This is a genomic window from Salegentibacter agarivorans (assembly GCF_900113135.1).
GTDB lineage: Bacteria > Bacteroidota > Bacteroidia > Flavobacteriales > Flavobacteriaceae > Salegentibacter > Salegentibacter agarivorans.
Window position 1 is genome coordinate 70,145 of the sequence record NZ_FOOH01000016.1, and the last position, 22,309, is coordinate 92,453.

The following is a 22,309-nucleotide window of genomic DNA, read 5'->3' on the forward strand; positions in this document are numbered from 1 at the left end:
TTAAGCGTTAGATTTGCGAGGTAAAATCGTTTTTTATTTCTTCAAAAGTTCTAAGTTCATCCTCCATATTGTCCTTATAAAAAAGCTCTTCAAAGTATTGCACTTGTTCGAAAGAAGGTTTTGTTGTAAAGACTCCTGTATCTTCGCCTTCTCTGTTTCCACGAAGGAACATATAGATTACGCCGCCAAAGTCTCTACTGTAATCGAAGTCACTCCCTAATCTGGATTCCAGGAATCGCTTTACCGCAACTGTGTAGATCAAATACTGGAGATGGTAATTATTCTCGTTCATGGCTGCAACAAGGTCTTCTTTCTCGTAATGTTCAAGGGAATCTCCGAGGTAATTCGATTTCCAATCCAGGATATAGAATTTTTCGTTCTGCCTGAAAAGAAGGTCCACAAACCCTGTGAGCATACCCTCAGGAGAAAATGGCCATTTTTTAGTATAGATTTTGAAGCCATTCAACTCCGGCACATCCCGAAGTTGAGAAAGCTTAAAAGAACGACTGAGAAAATCAAATTCCAGTTCACATATTTTATCTGACTTTCCCAGTCTGTGGAGATTGACCTCCTCACTATCCTCATCAAATTTTATTTTAGCCTTTAGAACAGCCGGAATAAATTCTTCAAGTTTAGCCAGCTCTTCTTTTTTTTCCGGATAATATCTGTCTACGATATCTTCAAGCATATTTTTATGCTCGCTGGCGTCATCAAAGTCAATATTTTCAAATAGCTCATGCAGCAGGTTTCCCATTTTTTTACCTCCCGGGATCTCTTTAAAAATGAACTTGTCATATTCCTCCATTTCTTCAGCTGAGTTTTCTTTAAGAGTATAAGGCCCTTTACTGGAAAGCCCACTGAAGCTCATTTTTCTCCAGTTCTTATCTTTCAAGTTATTCGTACCAGGATCCAGAGCTTCACCCCACTTTTCTGTATCCTGATCCTGCTTATATAATTGAACATTCTCCGCGAGATTAAACTCATTTACTTCAATGAGGCCAGTGGCCTGTTCATTATTCTCGAGAGCTTCGACAAAAGGTTTCAAAGCAGAATCAGCTCCGGATTCCCTGAATAAAAAGCAGTTATATTCTGCCCGAGTTAGAGTTACATATAACAGCCTCCTATTTTCCTGAGTATTTTGTCGCACGAAAAAATCTTTGGCAATTGTCGGTGCCAAGCCTTTGGCATAAAACTTATATACGTTTTCCACGGGATCTCTGAAAGTATTAAAGTTCCACTCCTTAGTATCGTCCAGATCGAGATACGGTGCGATCACTATAGGAAACTGTAGCCCTTTTGCCTTATGGATATTATAGATCTGGACTGCATCCTCATCACTTTCTATGCGTTGCTCATATTCATCACCTACCGCATTGGAAGAAGATATCTGGTAATTTAGATACTTTAAAAGGGCTGTAGGACCCACCTGGTTATGTAATTCCTCCTGCTGCAAAACTTCAGCGATTTGAGTAAGGTTGCTAAGGCTCCTTAATCCCTCCTCACTTTTTTCTTTCATGAGAAAGTGAACCACTCCAAATTCATCCATAAATTTCCTAAGCAAAGCATATACTCCACTCTCGAACCAAAGCTTGCGGTACTTCCGAAACATTTCTGACAGGCTGTCTTCATCTAATTCTAAGAGTTCCCTTCGGCTGTATTTGGTCAATTCAGTTAAAAGAGCACGATTTATATTTCCCCGGTTAGGGTTTTCAACGGCCTCTAAAAGATAAGAAACTGATTTTGCCTCTTTTGCACTGAAAATTTTATTGTCATTCATGGTAATTGCCTTTACCTCTGCAACTGTAAGCTCGTGTTTCAGATCCTCTCCCTCATAACCATTCCTAACCAGTATACCAATGTCTGAAGGCTTAATCCTTTTGTTATTCAATAGATAATCAGGACCGAGCAAATTTTTTACGAGTGACACCGAGTGATATAAGATGTCATCCTTATTTTCTTCAGTGAAAATTCTTAAAGGAATAGCATTTCCGGTAGCATCTGTAACCCCCACAGCATTTTTATCTTTTTTCCCACTAGAGACCGGTATATAATTTATATTCAGCTTTTCTTCCTTGCTTTCTAAAGACTGAGCAGTATGAAATGTGTCAAAGTCATCAGAAGGTTTAAAGAAAATATTTAAAGCCTTTGTCATTTTCTCTGTCGACCTGAAACTGACATCCATTGTATGGAAATGATCCACTTTTGCTGCTGCAACGGTATAACTATGAAGATCTGCCCCGCGAAAACCATAAATTGACTGTTTGGGATCACCGATATAAAAGATTAGATTGTTCTTCCCAAAAGCTTGATCATATATTTCATATTGAGTCCTGTTGGTGTCTTGGAATTCGTCAATAAACACCGCATCATATCTCTTGGAAAGTATTTCCTGTAAATGATCATTTTCCTCTAATACATCATGAAGTTTGTCCAGTATCTGCTTATATGTAATTAGATTATTTTCTTTGAAAAAATCGTATATTTTTCTTACTGATTTTTTTATGCATTCATTATATAAAGCATGGACAGGATGATTTCCTGTTAAATCTAGATCCTCGTAAAGTTTTTCTTCCTCAGGGAACAAAATTGCTACGGCTTCATTGTTCGTCTTGTTATCCTTTTGCCTGATGCAGGTAATAAATTGATTGAAGTCTTTAAATTTATCTTTTAGCTTTTCCTTTTTTGCTTCTCGGAAACCTTTTAAATCAAGATCATCTATTTCCTTTAGGTATTTTTTTAGCTTACCTGCCCAAAGGTGACGGAATTTATTCTCCTGAGAATGGAGTTTCTTTAAAATATTCTCTCCATAAATATATTCTTTAGCATTAATTGCTTCATATACTAGCGCCTGAAGTGTTTGTAAGGAAATATGCCTTTTCAATTGTACATATTCTTCCTCATTTTTATTCGCGATATTCTCTCGCCAAAATTTTTGAACACAGGTTTCAACTACTTCCGAGTAGTCTGTAATTAATTCTTGTCCAAATGGCCTTCCAGTTTCAAAAGCATATGATGTAAGACATTCACCTGCAAAACTATCTATAGTTTGAATAGGCGCCTCATCCATATTATACAAGGCACTCTTTAATAATTGCTCTAACTCTGCTCTGCCTGTAATTGTAAGTTCCCGGTCAATAATGAGCTTTATTTCGAGTTCAACTTTGATTTTGGGATCCTCCAAATATTTCAAAGCAATTTTTACAAATTTTCTCACCCTATCTGCCAGTTCTCCTACTGCTTTATTAGTAAAAGTAACCATCAGGATCCTCGAAATCTCTTTCTTCTCTTCCAATAATAGCCTGAGAACCAGAATAGCGATGGAATAGGTCTTACCTGTCCCGGCACTGGCCTCAACCAGATTTTTACCTTTTAATTGAATGTCAAGTACATTAAATTTTGCCATAATTGGTATTTATGCTGGAAATGATTGGTTTAATTTTTCAAAGACTTTATAGCACTGGTCTTTATAATTGTTAAGAAAGTAATCTGAATAAAAATAATTATGACGCCTGTGTTCATTAAGAAAGTACTTGCTGGGATAAAGCCCCCTTTCATACTTTTCATAAGTATCAATCTTGTTTTTAATAAATTTTAATAGGTCTTCTTTGTTCTGAAGTTTATTTATTTCCTCTATAGATCCAAAATCTAAACAAAACGCCTTCAACTCTTCCAGATTTTCCTTCATCATTTTTATAAAATCATAAAGGATATCCCTGGCATCTTCAACTGAAAGACTTGCATCCAAGATCTCCTTCTCTACCACCTGATCTTTATCCAAAGCAAAATAGATAAGTTTATCGCTGGTTCCAGATGCTTTGAGCGTAAGGAATTTCAAATAAGCCTCAAGCCTGTATTTTTCTTTGTGGTTTGAAACTGTGAAAAACAGGCCTTCACCTCTAGATGTTAAATACACCTCCCCGTAAAGAACATATTTACCAATCTCAACCTGCAGATTTTGTTTTTTAGGGTTTGCGGCAGCCCGGTTTTTTAAAGCCCTTTTTAAAGCCGTGACTTTCGGCCATGCTTCATGGAGATATTTTAAACCTCTTTTTCTTAAAGGCAACAGTCCTTCTATAACAAATTGCTTCCTGATTTTTTCAATTTCGATTTTTAACTCTTCTGCAGAAAACTCTATTTCCTCTTCAATAAAGCGATCAAACATTTCCTGTTTGACTCTCCATTCTTCTAGCTTTTCAAGACCAAATAATTCAGTGTCTCTTAAAGTTTTCTCATCATCATAATAGATTCCCAGGGTTTTATTGTAATGAGCCTTAAAAGGATCCTTAAAAAAATTGACCAATTCAAAAAGGAAAACGTCTTGTTTTTCTTCAACCGATTCTTCCTCTTTTACTTTTTTAGGAATAACTGCCTTTTGTGCGTTGGCTAGATAGGTGAAATACCGGTAATCCCCCGGATAATATATGGAATTATAGGCATGCAGCTTATGTTTAACGGTTAACTCCTGGTCTGTATAATTCTTCGCGTAATCCAATAACTGATCTACCACTCCTGAAGAAGGTTTCTCTGAATTTGTTTTTGCATCCTGTCCTATATAACTTAACAGCACATGCTCACGCGCATTTTGGAAGATCTTTAAAAAGGCATAACGATCCCTGTCTGTATGAATATTCGAGCTGGTATTCGATTTGTCGAAATCTATTTTGATCTGTTTATGGGGAAACTCTCGGAAATTCATTCCAAGGAAAGCGACCACTTTTTTTGGCAGGGCAACTCCGGGATAGAGACCGCTAAAAATGATCCCGCCTCCTGCTGTCATCCTACCCACGTCTTCAGATTTTAATAATTCCCGGAATCTGAAGAACCAGGTGCTGAAATCTATCTCTAGGGCACTTACAGATTTTCCTGTTCTGATATTCTCCAATAAGTCCTGGAGTTTCTTTAACTGCCAGCCTTCGGGATTCAGGAAATTTTCTGCCGTCTGAAGACAGAATGCTTCCCATTTAGCAACAGTAACTGTTTTATTTTTTTCCGCTATAAGGCTCTGTAGCATTTCTACAAACTCATACAAGCGGAAGAGATCCTGCGCATCAGAACCCTCTGCGAAATCCACAGGATACATCTGCTCTCTCTCATCTTCAGGGTCAGCAATCTCCGTCTCACTCCCCAGGCTGTAACCATAAATAAGCCGTTTTAAGCCATAGTTCCAGGAGCTGTAGTGACTTTCATCTTCCTTACTCCCGCAATAAGTCCTACGTATGTTAGCCCTGTCAATAGCTAGCTTGATCTTGTCAAGATCCTGAAATCCAAATGCCTCCTGTATCCATTTGTTTTCAACCAGTTCATAAACTCCTGATGCCGTAAATTGATCTTCTGAGAATTTAATCACCTGTTCCAATGAGCTCCAAAAGCTGTCTTCTGGCGTGAAACCACGGCTGATAATCGAGTAAGGAAAACGAAAGCCAGTTGTTTCGAAAATTGTTTTTATAGGAGCTATATAAGAATGAAGATTTGGGATAACCACCATGATGTCCCTTGCTCCTATGTCCCCATTCTGGTTTACAAGCTTTACGAGATAATTATACAGTGCTTCAACTTCCCTTACCCGGGTGAAACTATTGTAAACAAGCAGACTATTATCTTTTTCCTTGGCGGTAAAATTTCTGTCTGGTTCAGAGTCATTGAAAAAATCGGTCTGAATCTTTATTAACAGTGACTCATTCCCGGAAGTAGCAGATCTTTCATGTGATACTTCAGCTGATTTCTCTAGTTCTTTTATTTTGTTGACACCATATACCCCCCAATTCGAAGAAACAGGATTTGCTATAGTTGTACTACACACCTCGAGGAAATAGCTATTTATATTTAAATGTTCTGCGAGCATTTTTACAAGCTCCCTTTCACTTTTTGACAATTCCTCAGGTTCAAAAAGATAAACTTCAGGAATTAAAGTTCTTAACCGCTCCTGATTATCCTTCTTTTCTAATGCCTTTTTAAGTTTTTCCAGGCTCAGGGTTTTGTCTGCGACCTCCTTTTCAGAATCCAACAATTTTCTGTAGAGAAATTCCTGCCAGTCTGAGGGTTTATTTTTGTTTTCCTGCCACTCCCTTAGGAGATCCGGGACTTCCTCTTGATATTTAATAAAAAGTTGCGCGGTTTTAACCGCCAGCCCCATTCTCTTTTGCTCACTTCCATCACAGTATTTTTTCACCTCTTCAAGAACCGCCAGGCTTTCCTCCGTCTGAAGAAGCTGAAAGATCTTCCAGCTCATTGCTTCCATGTCTAATAAAACCTCATCCCCTTCAGCAATCAACCCTTCCAGAACATAATTTAACAGACCGGTAGCACTAAGAAATTTCAAATTTGCTGCTATGCCATGACTGCTTGCCAGCTTTTCTTTTATATATTCTTTTTGTCCTGTACCGCATCCAAGTATAAAGGTCGGCTGAAATACAGGTTTACCAGTAAAATGTAAATCCTCTGAAAATGTTTTTGCCAGTTGGTCAAAATCCTGAAACTTTTTTAAGTATATCGGCATAGCTGTTATCTTTGGTTCATCCTGTTGGTGATACCGGAGGCCCGTTTTATAGTATTCCCCATAGATTCTAAAACAACTTCCCTGGTTGCCTGGAGAGTGAGCTGTTTTTTAGCCCTGGTGATGCCGGTATACAACAGTTCCCGGGTCATAATTCTTTCCTTGAATTTTTTCGGAAGTACAACCATGACCTTTTCAAATTCAGATCCCTGGCTCTTATGAACAGTACTGGCAAACGCAGTTTCCATATCTGAAATATAGGATGTCGGGTGATGTTTGAGTTCCCCTTTATTATTCACAATATATACGTGAGGAGTACCCCTCAGATATTTTATGATCCCTACATCCCCGTTGAATACATTTAATTCGTAATTATTCCTGGTGATCATAACCGGCCGGTTCTCATAATCTTTTGAATCTACTTTTATAAGGCCTTGTTTTTCCAAAAATCCTTCTACCATCCTATTCAAATTGTAGATTCCCTCCTTCCCTTCCCTAACCGGGCTAAGGATGCGTAGTTTGTTCAATTCTTCAAGGGCTTTAATAGTATGCTGCTCCCCTTCTTTATTCGCTTCCACTATAAATTTCCTGAAATCTGCAGCAAAACTTTCTAAAACCGCCGGGTCATAGTTCTCATCAATTATTATTTTTTCCTTAATAGGATCGCTTTCATATATTTCCCTTACTGTTACCTCACCCTTTTTACCGAGCAAAACAGCCTTTGATAGTCTGGAAATAAATACGTTATCCTTTACTCTCCATGACTTCCTGAGTTCCACTACATGATCTTGAAGTTCAGAAGGTGTAGTGTTTACTTCGCTTTGTTCCAATATTTGTTCGGAAGAAGATTGGTTAATAAGATCTTTAAAGCTTCCGGAAAATTTGTTTAGTGCATCCACAGAATTACATAGGTCTCCAAAAACACTTCCAGCCTCAACAGAAGTCAACTGGTTCTGATCTCCTAACAAAATAAGCCTGGTATTATCTCCTATGGCTTGTAAAAGCTTTGCAAACAAAGGAACGTCTATCATCGAGGCCTCATCAACAATCACTACATCTGCAGCAATTGGATTTTCGTTATTGTGCCTGAAGAAATGAGAATCTTTTTTATATCCTAGTAGCCGGTGTAAGGTAAGAGCAGAAAAAGATGTGAGTTTTACACGTATTTCTTCTGAAACCTCCAGCTTTGCTGTTGCTTCTCTAAGAGATTCTTCCATTCTCTTTCCAGCTTTACCCGTGAAGGCTGCCAGCTTTACTCTGCAGTCAGGGTTTTCTTTGATGAGCAATGCCAGAATTCTGGCAACTGTAGTGGTTTTACCTGTACCAGGACCACCTGTAATTACGGTAAAGCTTTGAACATATGCGGTAATGGCTGCGATAACCTGCCAGTCAATAGTTACATCTTTATCCCTCTTTAAGACCATTTCTTTTAGGAAATCAGAATTATTAAGACTGGAAAATCTTTCCCTTAATAAATTCTTATCCACGGCAGCGATTCTTTTTGTATGATCGATTACTCCACTTTCATAGGAAAAATACCGTCTGATATAAAAATTCCCGTTGTCATAAATAAAAGGTTTCAGATCTTCCAGTCCTTTCCCAATGTAACTCCCATAAGCCGCGGCGTAACTCCTCAAATCCTCCAGGTTCGGTTTTTCTTTCTGCTCCCAATCCTTTAAAAGCGGTTCAAGATCTTTAGAAAGATCTATACAAATACTTTGATTAGCCAGATTTAGTGAGACCGCGTACGCTAGCGGCCGTATATTTTCATCCGGAAAAAAATGCGCGAACTGGTGATGGGCTGATGGCAGTCTTTTCAACATTTTCTAATTGTTAGAAATTATAGTAGATACTCCTCCTGAACTTTTCGGGGGTAGGTCGAATTCCAACCAGACAGGGATATGATCTGATATTCTCCGCACCGAAACCATGTCAGGAAAGGATTTATATATTAAAACTACCCCTGAATTTAAAAATTCAGTTTGGGCAGAATTATAGAAAATATTATCATATTCTGATGCCAAACATGTTTCAGTAGTACACTGCATCTTCATGGTAGTTTTTTGATCTATCAAGGCTGGTTTATAACCCATTTTTTTCAAAGGATTAAAAACCGTATGGGATTGTGGTAAGTTAAAGTCCCCTAGGTATATTAAGTTTTTGCCCGAATAGGAGCTAGGAAAGAATTTAAAATATTTCACTTCGGTTTCAGGTTGCTTTTTTTTAGGAATAGCATGGAAATTCACCAGGGTAAATTCTTTTCCTTTGTAAATAAAATCCATTATATAGGGTTCCCTGTCTATCTTAGATTCAAACTTTTGTTCCAGCCAGGCCTCCCTGATTCCTTTCACCCTTGATGTTCTCCATAGATAAGCATATCGCTCTGTGGCATATGGAGTGCTCTCGGTCGGTTCACTAATGACATAATCCCATTTCACCCCTTTTCTGTTGAGAGCATCTGCCAATCGTGCTACAGCCTTTGCTCCTCCATTTCCGGCCACCACTTCCTGAAGTGCGACAATATCAAAATCCCGCAGGGTGTTAGCTATGAATTCGATTTCACTTGCAGATTTTGTTTTCCCCAGATGCTGAATGTTCCAGGAGCATACTTTGATCTGCGCCAAAAGTTCCCCGTTGACAAAGAATAACGATACCATTAACATTGTCCTCCATAGATTTCTCATACTCAGCCGAGGACAATCTTTATATAAAGATTGTCCTTCCGGATCTTTTTTTGCGGTCCCTGTTATTTCATGATGCACAAAAGAAGTTCTTTCAAAAGTTTCTGAAAAATTTGAAGCAGGCTTCATAATTGGTTCGGTTTTTTGGGAGATCCTAAGGTAAGGGCTTAAAATCTTCTGGTCATATATATTTTCACAGATGCGGCATTAATATTTAAGGAATGAAAATTCCATTTATTTTTTTCTGAATATCTATTGTTACCCCAAATTTTTGAGCATACCTGTCTAAAATTTTTCTTTCGATCTCTGTTATCCCTCCATCTTCTAAAAATTCCTTAAGCTCCTCAATATATTTTAGTTCATTTTCGGAATAACCAGAGGTTATCAGATCATTTTCAATTGCCCTAGCGTCTTCCTCAGATAATCCATATTTTTTTATCTTTCTGTTTAAAATATTCCTTTCCATTTCATCAATAATACCATCATCTTCAATCATTAAGAGTACATCTTCTTTATATTTTTCCAGGTTAGAATTATATTTTTTATTATCTGAATTTAAAGTGTCAGATGGCTCTATCTTAATAGGTTGCTCAAACTGAGACAATTCATTTACATCGGCAAATTCCACATTCACAATCCATTCATACTTTTTAAAAGAAGATGTATTCACCTCCTCTTCAGAATTATATTTTACACCTAATTTTGGCAGTAATAGTTTTAATTCAGCCTCCACCTGCTTTAACTCTTGTGCGGATAAAGTTTCACTCTGTGAACTGGAGATAAGTTCATTATGCATCATAATGCTGCCGTTTAGTCGTTGGTGAGCTAATCTCTGCCAGCTTGTATTGGAATGATACCAAACCAAATCATCGGGTACAAAAGGAGATTTTGTAGGTCTAAAAACCTGCTTTTTAGCTATATTTAATTTTCCGTCCAGTACAGAATTGTTTGTATTTTCTCCCTGATAATTAACTTTCCCGCCTGAAAGCTTATAATCAAAATCAGCATCCACTTCCGTTTTTGATCGTACCGTCTGATCAGAAGATTCACTTGTACTACTGGAAATTTCCAGCGTAGCTGCTCCTAAACATTGAAGTAACCAGCTAAACTCGTGGATCCTATCCAAAAAGAGCTCCTCACTATAACTTTTTACAGGAAGATAAAAATCCTGTTTGTGCGGGTGGCAAGTATATACTTCGTTCACATGAGGATGTCCCACGGGAAAATTTACCTTCATAGGAAGATCGCCTACCTTTAAAATAATCATCCCACCGGATTGTGTGGCGTAAACATCTTCCCCAATAAAAATAAGCTTTCTTTGATTAAACGGGACATCTAAAAATACATCCTTTAACCTGGAATATGACTCTTCCTTTAGTGCTCTAACATCATTATCATATGCTATCACTTCATACCCCTCCTCACTAAGAGCCAGACAATTAACTGCAGGTAAAATGTTATTTGTTTTTAACAAAATCTCACCTTTGAGTTCAAATGCGTATGGCGGTATCTCGTGGTTTTCTTTAAATCTGTTGATATAGCTATCAATTGTCTTTAAAGCCTTCCCATAATTTTCCGAACTAATTAAAGTATATGTCTTTCGAAGGTGATAAAAGGCAGTGTTATCACTGAAAGCGTCTTCGGTATCGTAGATGTCTTTAAAATTTTCCAGTTCTTCAAGTGCAGCTTCATAATTTCTTTCATCTGCAATCAGATTATTAATTTTAGTTTTTAATTCTGAATGTTCACTGGTTGAATTGGCAATAATTTCCTTTTTATATTCAATAGTCTCGTTAAGAATATTAATGATTCTTTGTGAAGCTTCTAAATCAGATGTTCCAAATCTATTCGATAATAAATCATGCTGTTCTGCTTTATTTTTCTCAAAAAATCTAAATAAATATCCACCCTCGGAAGCATCAAAAAGTTCGACATAATCAATATCTTCCCATGGAAGAGCAAAAATTTCATCTGGTTGTTTGTCAGAACCCTCTGTTTCTTCAGACCATATGGAAAACACTCCCCATTCCAGAATAATAACAGATAAATAATAGTTTCTATCCATTCGAAACAAATTATCAGAATTGTCTTCAAATATTTCAATAACAAATACCAACAATAATTCATCATTGGATGTTAAAAAATCTCCTTCTTCAAGATCAAAAGCTGCATTATATTTATTTAACAATCTATTATAAACACTTCTTTCAATATTAAGACCATTTTCATTTCGAAAAAATACATTTCCTGTAAAGCTGTTTTGGTTGAAGTTTTTTGGCCCTAAATTTTCATTAATAATATTTATTATTTGATTCATGCCTCTTAAATATTTTTAAATTCTAAATACCCATTATTCAAATAACCCTCTGTCTTCAAATCCAGCCCGTACACCCTCATAAATGCGTTATGAACTTTCTCTTTTTCATCAAGTGGATTTGGAAACATTGAACTTATTTGTACAGAAAGTCCTCTGTCTATATATTCTCCCTTTACATTCATTGCGCGTTTGGTTTTAATCTCGAATGTTGCCATATTTTAAGTTATGTAGTTATTGCTCTTTCTATTTTGCAGTTGATATTTGTATTATTAAAAGCACCTATGTTCTTTTCTTACTATACTCGCCTGAATTATTATATATCCTAATACCTTCATTCCATCGGTAATTTCAAAGGATCTGAGATTCTCTTCCTTTACGAATTTCATCTTTTCGGGAAACAGCACCTCCACTTCATCAAAAGCCTTAAAACCTTCAGCAATTACCAGCTCAGGTTGCAGGGAATCTATTAATTGTTTTATCCAAAGCCGGGCCATATGAAAGATCTTCTCGCTCAATTCTACAGGAAGTAGTATTAGGAGCCGGTGAAAATCGGCAACATTATTTGTTGCCCAAAAGTAGAAGTTGGTCTTTACTGTATAGTGCTGCAGGTCCTCTTCTCTTCCGGCCTGGCGGAATAAGGATTTTGTTTGTTCTGCTAAGGGATGGGTATTTAGGTAATATTCCAACGCCTTCATCGGCTGAAACTCTTCCACGATCTTTCGGTGCCAGTTGAAGTATCCGCCCCCGGGGTTAAACCCGACCAACAGGATCTTTGGTCGCTGCAAAAGCGGACTGAACAGCAATTGACAGCCTTTATATAAAGATTGGATTTCAGGATTCTCTTTTGCTAACCCTACGATTTGTTGATGCAAAAGAAGAGCTCCTTCAGAAATTTCTGAATAGGTTGAAGCAGGCTTCATGTTCTGGTTTAGTTATTTGGGGATTTTGAGGGTAGGGACTTAAAATCTTGTTAAATATAAAATTAATTTTAAGGATTTATTACGGGAATCCGCATTTTTTATCGAATTAATCCCAATACCATTGAATATTAATTAATTACCAATATTCTTTTATTTAATCATCCATTCCTATAAAGGCATTCCATAAACTTACACCCGCTGCAAAAATGAGAGTTCCCTGGTTAACTTTAAAATGACTGGGAATCCACTGGCTCAATATATAGAGAACCACCACCAGGATCACAAAAATACCGGTAAAGAGAAACAGAAACTTCCAAATGCCTCTCAAAGTTCCATAATTCGTCCAGAAGAACAATTTCCACCCTGAAGGGTATTTTGTTTTAGAATTGTCAATATTCCAAACTTTCGTCACTGGCCCTTCTTCATATTCCTTATATATATTCTTGTTTACTTTTTTCGAAGCAGGCTTACTTTTTAAACTCGTTTCTATAAACTGCACCAAAGCTTTTAAAAGCTGCAAAATTCCAAGAAGAACAAGTAAAAGAACACATAAGACTAATTGAAATAACATCCCGATGAATAAAAAATCTTTTCCAACAGATCCGGGCTGGGTTTTACTTTGTGCGGAAGAAACCGCATTCACCCATTTCTCCGCTTCCAGAGTATATCGAAGATTTGTTACTGCAGAATTATCATTTGGCCTCCACTTAAAACCATCATTAGACATTGGCATAATAAAGATCTTTAACGGTTACAAACCTAATAGACTTTCAATTAAATTATTACAACTGTAAAACTAAAATCCATAAGCGCCAAGATGTGTCTTCATAAATAAAGTTTATCAAAAACTTATATATTATTAATATAGTTTATTTCCAAATAAGGGCTTTTAAAAAAAAATTATGTCCGTATGTACTTGTCAAAATGACTGGTCCAATAAAGATATTATTTGGGGACAGGGAATCAGATTAAAAAAACAAAGTGGCGTAAACCTTTTAGTGCGGCCTTTTAATTTCAGAGTTGTAGAAGAAAAACAATTACTATCAATTAAGGCATCCAGATTTAATGGAATTATCATTTCAATACTTTACAAAGTAAATTAAGAATAGTCTTTATTCAAGAACTTGGTATAATCTTCAGGTTCTTACGATTTATGAAAAAAGGGCCAGACTTTACGAAGTCCAACCCTGTTATTTTAAATTTATAAACGTTGGCAAAAGATTCCAATGGAGCTCGATTACATTTTTATTAATCCCTCTACAAAAGTTCCTCCTCATCAAAATCACCAAACCAATCACGAAGTTTGTCTTTTGCGTATTGCTTAACTTCGTTGTCAATATACGCGCCTACAGTAGCTACGGCCGCTAGTAATACACCTATATCATCCGCATATCCAATACCAGGTGTTATGTCTGGTATGGCATCTATTGGTGAAATAAAATAGCCTAAGGCTCCTACTATCACTCCTTTTGCCCAGACAGGGGTATCTTTTTTCTTATAAGTATAATAAAGCGTCAATGCTGAATACACGACTTTAATACCTGCTTTTTTAAAAACAGTTTTTACCTTATTCCAGAACCCTTCGTCAGAGTATTCTTTTCCGTATCCATTATTTTCATTTTGGTCTGCCATAAAAAAAATTGAATTTTAAATTATATTGATTTATACATAATGTCCAAATCTAAATTGTATGTTAAAACGAATGAACATCGTTTAGTAAACGTGTGGATCTTAGAAGTAATCGTAGGAAATTTCAACTCTTTTTCAAAAACTGAATATAATTATTCAACAATCCCCTAATCTGCTCCGCCGCAACAGGATTGGCTGAGTGAACTTTAAATTGCAATTCCCGAAGGTCCAAACCCGATTCGTATACTAACCATTTTGCTGCGGCATATCCATCTGCAGCGACTTCTCCATTTTCACCCAATCCCAGATCATTATCAAAGCTGATAAATTTCGGAAGGCCGTTTTGTTTTATGTACTTTACGAAATCAAGATAATTCCTTACCACAATAAAATCTTTGGCTACAGTTTTATAATATACCATCTCTGGTGTACGGATATCATCAAGAAACAGCTTCATTATTTAAACCCTACAGCTTTTCGATCTGGCACTTTATATTGCTCCTCCTCAGTTATATTAAAAATTTCGGCCAGGGTCATTGCTTCTGTCACATTATAATCTATCCCCTGCTCCTTAATCAATGTAGTAGCTTTTATTCCAGGTAAGGCTTTAAATTCGTATGCCGATTTCAACCTCCCCTTTCGTTTAAGTGCAGGATCTATATTTCTCACATCAGTATTAAAAGTTGCGATGATCTGGATGCCCAGGGACTCCCCCAAAATTCCGTCGGTAATATTGAGTATCATTGAAAGATTGGAATTGCGCTTACCTTCCCGGGAAACAATCAGTTCTTCTGCATCTTCTATTACCAGTATTGAATTTGCATTTCCTATCAGGTATCTTATCATTGCTACATTGTCTAAATTCTGAGCCATTTGTCCCGGTAGAAATACTATTTCTTTTTTTAATAGACCACACAAATACCGAATGTAGGTGCTTTTTCCAGTGCCGGGTTTACCGTAAAGTAAGTGAAGTCCGCTTTTATTTTCTTCTCCAAGAATTTGAATAATTTGATTATGAAAAGTTTCAAAGTCATCATTGTACATTTTAGAGAGATCAATTTCGGGATTTTCAAAATTGATCTTCTTGTTATCCAGTCCTCTTGGTTGACTTATTATTAAATTAATAGAAGATTTATTCTTTTCTTCTATGATTAATTTTTTGGTGAAATCTACAATATCACTTAATAACTCACAGGTTTCGTTTTGGAATAATATATATATTTCATCACTATCCTGAATTACTAAGATCTCCTTGTCCAGTATATATACAAAGTCATTTTTAAAGTCGCTATTCTTTGACTCTTTCTTAAAGTGATATCCTAAAATATAATCTTGAAAACGCATAGGAAAAGCTAAATGAAATTCCTCCATATTTACTTCCTGGTAAGAATACCGACTGGGTACTTTTCCAAAATACCCAATAAACAGCGTATCTATATCCAAATCACCCCACTTATCAAAAAGTGAGCTTAAATTAAATCCCGGTAGAAATTTCGGCTCCTTATTATTCTTATAGTTCATAGTAATTTTTCTTTCAATTCTGAAATCAGAATAAGATTCCGCTTCGTCCTTTAATTTTCCTTTACCCCTACATATTGGAAAATTCACAGACTGAAGCGGATCTATTCTTAACATTAAACAACACGAAGCAATTAACTTCGCTACTTATATTTTCAAAGGTGAAAGGAAAGGACGCCAAACTATGACGCGAGAGAATTAATGCTAAAAAAAATTACTACTATACACCTGCAAAACATCAGCAGACGCTAATTAATTTAATATGTTAGGCTGCTATTTTTTAGTGGCTTTTTTTATTTATTTTCGCTTTATGAACCTACGCCCCCTGCTTCATACCTATAGTATTTTGTGTTTCTTCCTGCTATGCTCCTGCACCAATGAAAAGATGTCTTCTGAGCCTTCTGAACAAATCAGGACAGATTCTTCATTTACCTATTTTGAAAAGGGAAAAAATTCTAAAGAAATCAGGAAAAAAATCTTTAATTTCAATAAGGCACTTCAAAGCATCGCGGGTAAAAGCGACACCCTCTACCCGCTCCTCTTAGACTATAAAATATATTACCATAAGCGTTTAAAGGAATATGACAGCGCGTTTATTTTTGCAGATAGTCTTGAGCGATTGGCAACTTTCAAAAAAGATACAGAGTGGCTTGCTCTTGCACTTTACCGAAAAGCAGTTATTAACCGTGATTTAGATAATCAGGAAAAAGCTTTTCTATATGCTTTTGAGGCACGGAAACGCTATCTTCAATTAGGGGATAGTACAAAAGCAGCACGTAGAAGCCTGGAAATGGCAATTGCTCAAAATAGGATGCAGGATTATACTGGAAGCCAGGAATCAGCTATTGAAGCTTTACGCCATCTCAATAAGGAAAAAGATCTTCAGTATTTAAGCAGTGCGCATAATATTATAGCGATTGCATATCGAAATCAGGGCTTTTATAAAGATGCCCTTAAGGAATATGAAAATGCCCTTCGTTACGCCTCTAATTTAGATGATAGTTTAACCTATAAAAACAACATTGGATTAGTATATCGGGACTTAGAAAATTACGAGAAAGCAATTTCAATTTTTAAGGAAAGCTATTCCAAGGTTTCTGAGAATGACTACAGTTCTAAAGCAAGATATTTAAACAATCTGGAATTTACGAAATGGTTAGAAAATAATGATAAGGATGTTTCTCCAGGATTGCTAAAAGCTCTGGAATGGAGAAAATCTTCAAATGATCATACTGGAATTGTATCAAGTTATGAGAATTTAGCGAAGTATTACGAAAAGGCTAATAAAAATTTAGCGCTTAAATATTCTGAAAAATGGTTGAATACCGGAAAAGAAAATAGCAATCTCCAGGCTCAAATAGATGCATTAAAACAACTCCTCAAAATTAATCCTGGCGACAGGGATTATATTTCAGACTATATTCAGCTTAGCGATAGTTTAAAGAAGATAAACTTACGGGCCAAAAATACCTTTGCAAAAATAAAATTTGATGAAGAACGCAAGCAACAGCAGATTTCCAGCTTAGAGGCTTCGGCGGCTGTACAGGCCTTAGAAAACCAGAAGATTAGAACTCGGAATTACATCTTGATATTTATCGCAATACTTGCAATTACATTAGCAATTTTCATCGTTTATTATCTAAGAGAAAAACACAAAAAAGAGAAGATTCGCGAGACCCATAAGACAGAAACTAGGATCTCCAAAAAAATTCATGATGAGCTGGCCAATGATGTTTATAATGTGATGAGTAGCCTGGAGGCAATCGCACCAGCCGAAACGATGGACAGAATTGAACACATTTACAATCGTACCCGAAATATTTCCAGGGAAAATAATGAAATTAATACCGGGGAGGGATATTTGGATCAGCTAGTGTCATCGCTATCTTCTAATTGTCCCAGAGATGCCAGACTTATTTTAAGCGGGGAAAAAACCATTGCATGGAATGATTTAAATACCGAAAAGAAACTTGTTATTTACAGGGTTTTGCAGGAAATCATGGTCAATATGAATAAACACAGCAAAGCAAGTTTGGTGGCAATTATATTTTCTTCTGAAAAGAATCTATTAAAAATTCAATATTCCGATAACGGGATTGGTGTTAAAAAGGAAAGCCTTAAATCAGGAAATGGTATTCAAAATATGGAAAACCGTATTTTTTCTATAAATGGAAAACTTAAATTTGATACCGAACAGGAAAATGGTTTAAAAATACTCATCCAAATTCCGATATAGATTAAGGCTATGTTTAAAAAGGTATTAGTTGCAGAAGATATGGACAGCATTAACCACGCTGTAGCATCTATTTTAAATGAATTGAATATTCCGGAAATAACTCACGCGCAATACTGTGACAAGGCCTGGCTATTGGCAAAAAAAGCTTCTCAAGATAACGAACCTTTTGATTTACTTATTTGTGACCTATCATTCAAAGAAGATCATCGGGATGAAAAGATCAAATCCGGTAAAGAACTCATAGCTCTTTTAAAATCTGAATATTCTGACATTAAAGTTCTTGTAAATTCTATTGAAGATCATCCCCAAACGGTAAAAGAATTATGGGAATCTGGTAATATAGACGGTTATGTTTGTAAAGACCGCAGGGGATTAAAAGAACTAAAAATAGCAATTGAAAAACTATGGAAAGGGCAAACTTATAACTCCCCAGCAATAGAGAAGGCTTTAAACCAAAATAATTTACTGGTTCTAAATGATTTTGAAATCAATATTGTGAAATTTTTATCTAACGGATTTACCCAAGACCAAATACAAGAGGAACTAAAAACTCTAAATATAAAACCCAGCAGTAAAAGTGCGATTGAAAAAAGACTAAAAGATTTGAGAGAGGAATTTAACGCCAATACGAATCCTCATTTAGTATCCATAATGAAAGACCTCCAACTAATATAGTATTTAAAATTAGGGAAATATTGAGTTAATTTTTTTAGAAAAGAATGGTATATTTTAAGTTGAAAATGTCTAGAAAACTTGAGTCGAAACGTTAAAATTTGTTAAAGCGAGACCAATTCGGTGACCAATAAATCTCGCCCCTTTGGGAGGTCTTGTAAACACTATAAAATTGAAATTCCGGTCGTCCCCTCCGACTCCACTTAATAACCCGGTAAGCACTATGTTTACTGGGTTTTTTGTTTTTGGGTGACAAATGAGGTGACAAACTGATAAATTAGATTTTATATATTTATACTTCATTTTAAATCAATTATATGCCTATAGACACATATATGTCCGGACGTGATTTTGAAAACCTCCTTAAAAAAGTTTATCCTCCTAGATCGGTACAAGCCCATAAAAGTTTAATAGAAAATGCACTCACAATGGAGCAGGGTAAAACCTATTCCAAACACCTAGGATCCACTGAGAAACAATTCAAAGAAGCTCAGAAAAAATTAATTCAAACCCTCCAAAAATTACAAACTAAAAAACCATACAATAAAGCCGCCGACCATTTTGAAGAACTAGAATATGATGTTGAAAGATGCAATTCAGCTTCTTGTTTAAATGGGATAGTTCAAGATGCCTTAAAAAAATCAAGTTCATTAGATGATTCTGGCAAATGGTAAGAAGCCTGAAGGTAAATCAACTCTTTGGAAAGTTTGAGCTTCTTCTTTCTATTTCTTTTTTAATGTATGTCTTTGCTGAATGGAGCTCTTCTTTTTCAGCTGTAAATAAAAGTCTTATCAATGCATCATCTGATAAGGATTGGAGAATTTTATTAATTACCGGGGTGTAATCTAAATTATCATTCTCCGGCCTGTTTATAAATTCAAAAATTTTATCCAAACTCATGATGTCGAAAGATTTTGAATGTTAAAATAAGAACTTTTTTCCAGTTTTATGAGCTGCGAATCAAACTTTTGCTCCTACCCTGGTAGGCACGTGTTTGAAAATTTTATAAAATTGTCATTACAAGCACACATCTTGCAGACCTAAATGCGGAAATTAACGTTTGATAATTTTGAAAAACTCCAAGGGGTTTAACAATAAATTACTTATTGATCTCAACCAAACATTCCATTTTGTTTATACCCTAAAGTCCTTAGAGCATATTTTTCAGCATCCCGGCCGGTTCCATTTTGTTCTTCTAGACCGCCACTAAGTAAAAATGCATATTCATTATTCCCATCCATTTCAATAAATAATAATTCAGCCTCAGCCTTTTCTATCCAGTTCCACTCACGATCCTCAGAATCTTTGGGACCTAAAAATCCGGGCATTATTTCTCCTTTCTCGAATGCTTTCATTTGTCTATTCCAGGCGGCCAATGCTTGTTGTTGACTTGCCAATAAATCTGCGCTTTTAAATTCCCTGGCATAGGTTAACCATTCTTCAGAACCTTGTTCTTCTTGCCAGGTAGTTATCTCTATACGGTAGAAGTACTTAATATTTTCTTTTTTCATTTCAGTATCTTTTAAAATTATTTTTATTCTTGTGAAATATTAATACCATAAATTATGGAGGAAAAGGATCTAATTAGGGCTTGTATTAAAGCCCAAGCTATTTACGACGCAAACAATACCTGCTTAAGTGTCGCTGAGTGCGCTAAGTGGTTAGGAGTTCACAACGACACCGTTTTAAGAAGATTGCAAGACAGTAAAATCAAGGGAACCTTAATAGGCCGGGTGTGGTCCATTCCTAAAATCCAATTTCTTGATAAGATTATGAAGGACTGGAAATAAGCTTTATTGTTTTAGGATACTGAGCTACTTTGGGTATCAAGCATATCAAGTCCTAGTTTCCTGAATTCTTTAACTGTAATCTCTCCCTCAAAAAGTCTCTCTCCCAGTTTGTAAAATTCTTCTTCAGTTTCTCCTAATTTACCGATATCGGATAGTTTTTGCTGTTTGCAATGATTGAAACCTATTAAAGACATTATAACGCTAGTAGGTATATAAGCATTCTCCATAAGCAATGGGGAAATATGATGCATTGATCTGGCAAGGGCTTCTATTTTATTATGAAGAATAACCATTTCTTCAAGTTTTTCATCGGTAAAAGGTTTCCCGGTATAAAATGAGTTTAACATTTCCCCTAATATAGATGTTTCAATATTCTTTTCGATCCCCGCATTAGCAAAAAAGCTGTTTACCATTCGTAGGGTATTGTATAGGTTTATGACATATACACCAGTCTCGAATGCATCTGTATCATCGGAATAGCCAAGGTGCTCTATATCCAGGACCATATAGTTGTGCGCGTTATTTTGAATCTTTCCCCAGTCTTTTTTAATAAATTCATTACTTAATCTCATAATTAAAATTTTAAGGTTATTAACTGCACAAACATACAACTAAAAGTTTTATTTATACAACTAAAAGTTTGATTTTAATAAATGTTTAAAACTTTTAGTTTAATTTTGAATTAAAACCAACCAATGAAACTATTACGCATTAGTGAAATTTTAAAAGACAAAGAAATCTCCAACAAGCATTTAGCTGCTGAAATGAAAGTAAGCGAAAATACAATCTCCAAAATTGTGAGGGGCAAAACCTTTCCCAGAGCTGACCTTCTTCTGAATATGGCTAATTTTCTAGATGTAGATATCCGAGACCTTTTTGAGCCAACTAAACCCGGAGGAAGTACCGGGGAAAGTCAAGAACTTTACATACGAAAGGGAGAGAGATATATAAAAGTTGGAGAAATTAACCTATACCAAAAATGAAAGCTGAAAGCATCTTGGATATCATCCAGTCCTTAGAACCTTCAGAAAGAAAAAGGCTGGATTCGCTATTAAATGTTAATGGAAGACACCTCAACAACTCTCAGCCTTTCACAGAAAGAAATTTCAAAAAATGGAGTATAGAGGCTCATATTCTATTTGACGCAAACAATACCTGCTTAAGCGTTGCAGAGTGCGCAGAGTTTCTTAGTGTTCATCATAATACGGTAAAGAACAAATTGCATTCAAGAGAAATTAAAGGAACACTAATCGGACGCGTATGGTCCATTCCTAAAATTCAATTCTTAGATAAAATAATAAATTAATGAAAGCTGAAAGTGTTTACGATATATTCCTGGCATTAGATAAACAGGAAAAGGAGAAGTTTTGCAATATACTTAAAAAACCTATGCCTAAAACTGATACAGATTGGATTCACACCTGGGAGGATCTTTCTAAATATTTGGGAGGTATTTCCATTCGTACGCTTCAACGCTACCAGAAAGAAGGTATTATTGAAAAGTACCGGCTTGGTAAAAAGGTATACTTTAAGAAAAGTGAGGTGGATGAAGCTTTAATCCAAAATTGAAATCAAGCAGGTTAAATTTGGCCAGATCTTAACCGATATGAATTGTGCCAGGTTTGTACTTGAAAATATGGAGGAAAAAAAAATACTTTAGGTAAAACTTAAAAAAATTTCTTCATGTTTGTCATATATCATATATTTGTCACATACAACACCAATAAAAAACCCGCCTGTTGGAGCAGACGGGTATTGTAATGCTAAGGCTACTATTATTCACCTTCGGCATTTCGGGAAGATTACTTCCCTCTGGTGATCAAGTAGATCAACACTAAGATAACTGTTTCGCTCATCTTGTTTGAGTATTAAGTTAAACAATTGGGAAGCTATTGAGGGCCTAATCTTAATAGCTTTTCTTATTTTTATAGCGCTTCCCACTCTAAGCGCTTTGTTAAATTATTTCATGTTTTTTCTATAAATTCAGTACAAAGCAAAGATAAGTAATTGATCAATACACTTTTTTAGAGTTATAAACAGAGTTTTTCACAAT

20 protein-coding genes are annotated in these 22,309 nt (G+C 35.8%); 6 read left to right on the forward strand and 14 right to left on the reverse strand.

Going from position 1 to position 22,309, the window contains the following annotated elements:
• Positions 1–7: 7 nt before the first annotated feature.
• The 11 genes from BM084_RS12655 to BM084_RS12710 form a co-directional block, all read right to left on the reverse strand.
• Entirely contained in the window at positions 8–3,403 is a 3,396-nt protein-coding gene (locus BM084_RS12655) for a UvrD-helicase domain-containing protein (protein ID WP_093305198.1), read from the reverse strand.
• 9 nt (positions 3,404–3,412) lie between these two features.
• The gene (locus BM084_RS12660; protein ID WP_093305200.1) at positions 3,413–6,496 is read right to left on the reverse strand and encodes an exodeoxyribonuclease V subunit gamma; all 3,084 of its coding nucleotides are present in this window, start codon (positions 6,494–6,496) and stop codon (positions 3,413–3,415) included.
• A gap of 5 nt (positions 6,497–6,501) precedes the next feature.
• A complete protein-coding gene (recD, locus tag BM084_RS12665; protein WP_093305202.1) occupies positions 6,502–8,316 on the reverse strand; it encodes an exodeoxyribonuclease V subunit alpha in 1,815 nt (604 codons plus the stop codon).
• 3 nt (positions 8,317–8,319) lie between these two features.
• Positions 8,320–9,303, reverse strand: a complete 984-nt coding sequence (locus BM084_RS12670; RefSeq protein ID WP_317040670.1) for an endonuclease/exonuclease/phosphatase family protein — start codon at positions 9,301–9,303, stop codon at positions 8,320–8,322.
• Positions 9,304–9,388: 85 nt separating this feature from the next.
• Entirely contained in the window at positions 9,389–11,491 is a 2,103-nt protein-coding gene (locus BM084_RS12675; protein ID WP_093305204.1) for a hypothetical protein, read from the reverse strand.
• Between the two features lie 5 nt (positions 11,492–11,496).
• Positions 11,497–11,706 (reverse strand): DUF6140 family protein, encoded by a 210-nt coding sequence (locus BM084_RS12680; protein ID WP_093305206.1) that lies wholly within the window; start codon positions 11,704–11,706, stop codon positions 11,497–11,499.
• Positions 11,707–11,760: 54 nt separating this feature from the next.
• Positions 11,761–12,411, reverse strand: coding sequence for a hypothetical protein (locus BM084_RS12685; RefSeq protein WP_093305208.1), 651 nt, complete (start codon positions 12,409–12,411; stop codon positions 11,761–11,763).
• Positions 12,412–12,565: 154 nt separating this feature from the next.
• The gene (locus tag BM084_RS12690; protein ID WP_143083658.1) at positions 12,566–13,144 is read right to left on the reverse strand and encodes a hypothetical protein; all 579 of its coding nucleotides are present in this window, start codon (positions 13,142–13,144) and stop codon (positions 12,566–12,568) included.
• A gap of 524 nt (positions 13,145–13,668) precedes the next feature.
• Positions 13,669–14,043 carry a YkvA family protein gene (locus BM084_RS12700; RefSeq protein WP_093305213.1) on the reverse strand — a complete coding sequence of 125 codons (375 nt, stop codon included), beginning with the start codon at positions 14,041–14,043 and terminating at the stop codon, positions 13,669–13,671.
• A 121-nt stretch (positions 14,044–14,164) separates the two neighbouring features.
• Positions 14,165–14,497 (reverse strand): cyclic-phosphate processing receiver domain-containing protein, encoded by a 333-nt coding sequence (locus tag BM084_RS12705; protein ID WP_218152245.1) that lies wholly within the window; start codon positions 14,495–14,497, stop codon positions 14,165–14,167.
• Positions 14,497–15,561, reverse strand: coding sequence for an AAA family ATPase (locus BM084_RS12710; protein WP_177195701.1), 1,065 nt, complete (start codon positions 15,559–15,561; stop codon positions 14,497–14,499). Before BM084_RS12710 ends, BM084_RS12705 begins: the two co-directional genes overlap by 1 nt.
• A gap of 382 nt (positions 15,562–15,943) precedes the next feature.
• On the opposite strand from BM084_RS12710, the gene BM084_RS12715 reads away from it, so the two are divergent.
• The 3 genes from BM084_RS12715 to BM084_RS12725 all read left to right on the forward strand — a co-directional run bounded on the left by BM084_RS12715 (position 15,944) and on the right by BM084_RS12725 (position 19,140).
• Entirely contained in the window at positions 15,944–17,794 is a 1,851-nt protein-coding gene (locus BM084_RS12715; protein WP_245764373.1) for an ATP-binding protein, read from the forward strand.
• Between the two features lie 9 nt (positions 17,795–17,803).
• A complete protein-coding gene (locus BM084_RS12720) occupies positions 17,804–18,469 on the forward strand; it encodes a response regulator (protein WP_093305219.1) in 666 nt (221 codons plus the stop codon).
• A 314-nt stretch (positions 18,470–18,783) separates the two neighbouring features.
• Positions 18,784–19,140 carry a hypothetical protein gene (locus BM084_RS12725; protein ID WP_143083659.1) on the forward strand — a complete coding sequence of 119 codons (357 nt, stop codon included), beginning with the start codon at positions 18,784–18,786 and terminating at the stop codon, positions 19,138–19,140.
• A 16-nt stretch (positions 19,141–19,156) separates the two neighbouring features.
• Here the strand turns inward: BM084_RS12725 and BM084_RS12730 are convergent, their stop codons facing one another.
• The 3 genes from BM084_RS12730 to BM084_RS12745 form a co-directional block, all read right to left on the reverse strand.
• Entirely contained in the window at positions 19,157–19,366 is a 210-nt protein-coding gene (locus tag BM084_RS12730; protein ID WP_093305222.1) for a hypothetical protein, read from the reverse strand.
• A 212-nt stretch (positions 19,367–19,578) separates the two neighbouring features.
• Positions 19,579–19,977 carry a hypothetical protein gene (locus BM084_RS12735; protein ID WP_093305224.1) on the reverse strand — a complete coding sequence of 133 codons (399 nt, stop codon included), beginning with the start codon at positions 19,975–19,977 and terminating at the stop codon, positions 19,579–19,581.
• Between the two features lie 290 nt (positions 19,978–20,267).
• Positions 20,268–20,828, reverse strand: coding sequence for a hypothetical protein (locus BM084_RS12745; protein ID WP_093305228.1), 561 nt, complete (start codon positions 20,826–20,828; stop codon positions 20,268–20,270).
• A 123-nt stretch (positions 20,829–20,951) separates the two neighbouring features.
• Between BM084_RS12745 and BM084_RS12750 the strand changes: the two genes are divergently transcribed.
• The 3 genes from BM084_RS12750 to BM084_RS12760 are packed head-to-tail and all read left to right on the forward strand — an operon-like array spanning position 20,952 to position 21,825.
• On the forward strand, positions 20,952–21,239 hold the full coding sequence (locus tag BM084_RS12750) for a helix-turn-helix transcriptional regulator (protein WP_093305230.1): 288 nt from the start codon (positions 20,952–20,954) through the stop codon (positions 21,237–21,239).
• Positions 21,236–21,562, forward strand: coding sequence for a MerR family transcriptional regulator (locus tag BM084_RS12755; RefSeq protein ID WP_093305232.1), 327 nt, complete (start codon positions 21,236–21,238; stop codon positions 21,560–21,562). The genes BM084_RS12750 and BM084_RS12755 overlap by 4 nt, the downstream gene beginning before the upstream one ends.
• Entirely contained in the window at positions 21,562–21,825 is a 264-nt protein-coding gene (locus BM084_RS12760; RefSeq protein ID WP_093305234.1) for a helix-turn-helix domain-containing protein, read from the forward strand. Before BM084_RS12755 ends, BM084_RS12760 begins: the two co-directional genes overlap by 1 nt.
• The last annotated feature ends 484 nt before the right edge of the window (positions 21,826–22,309 follow it).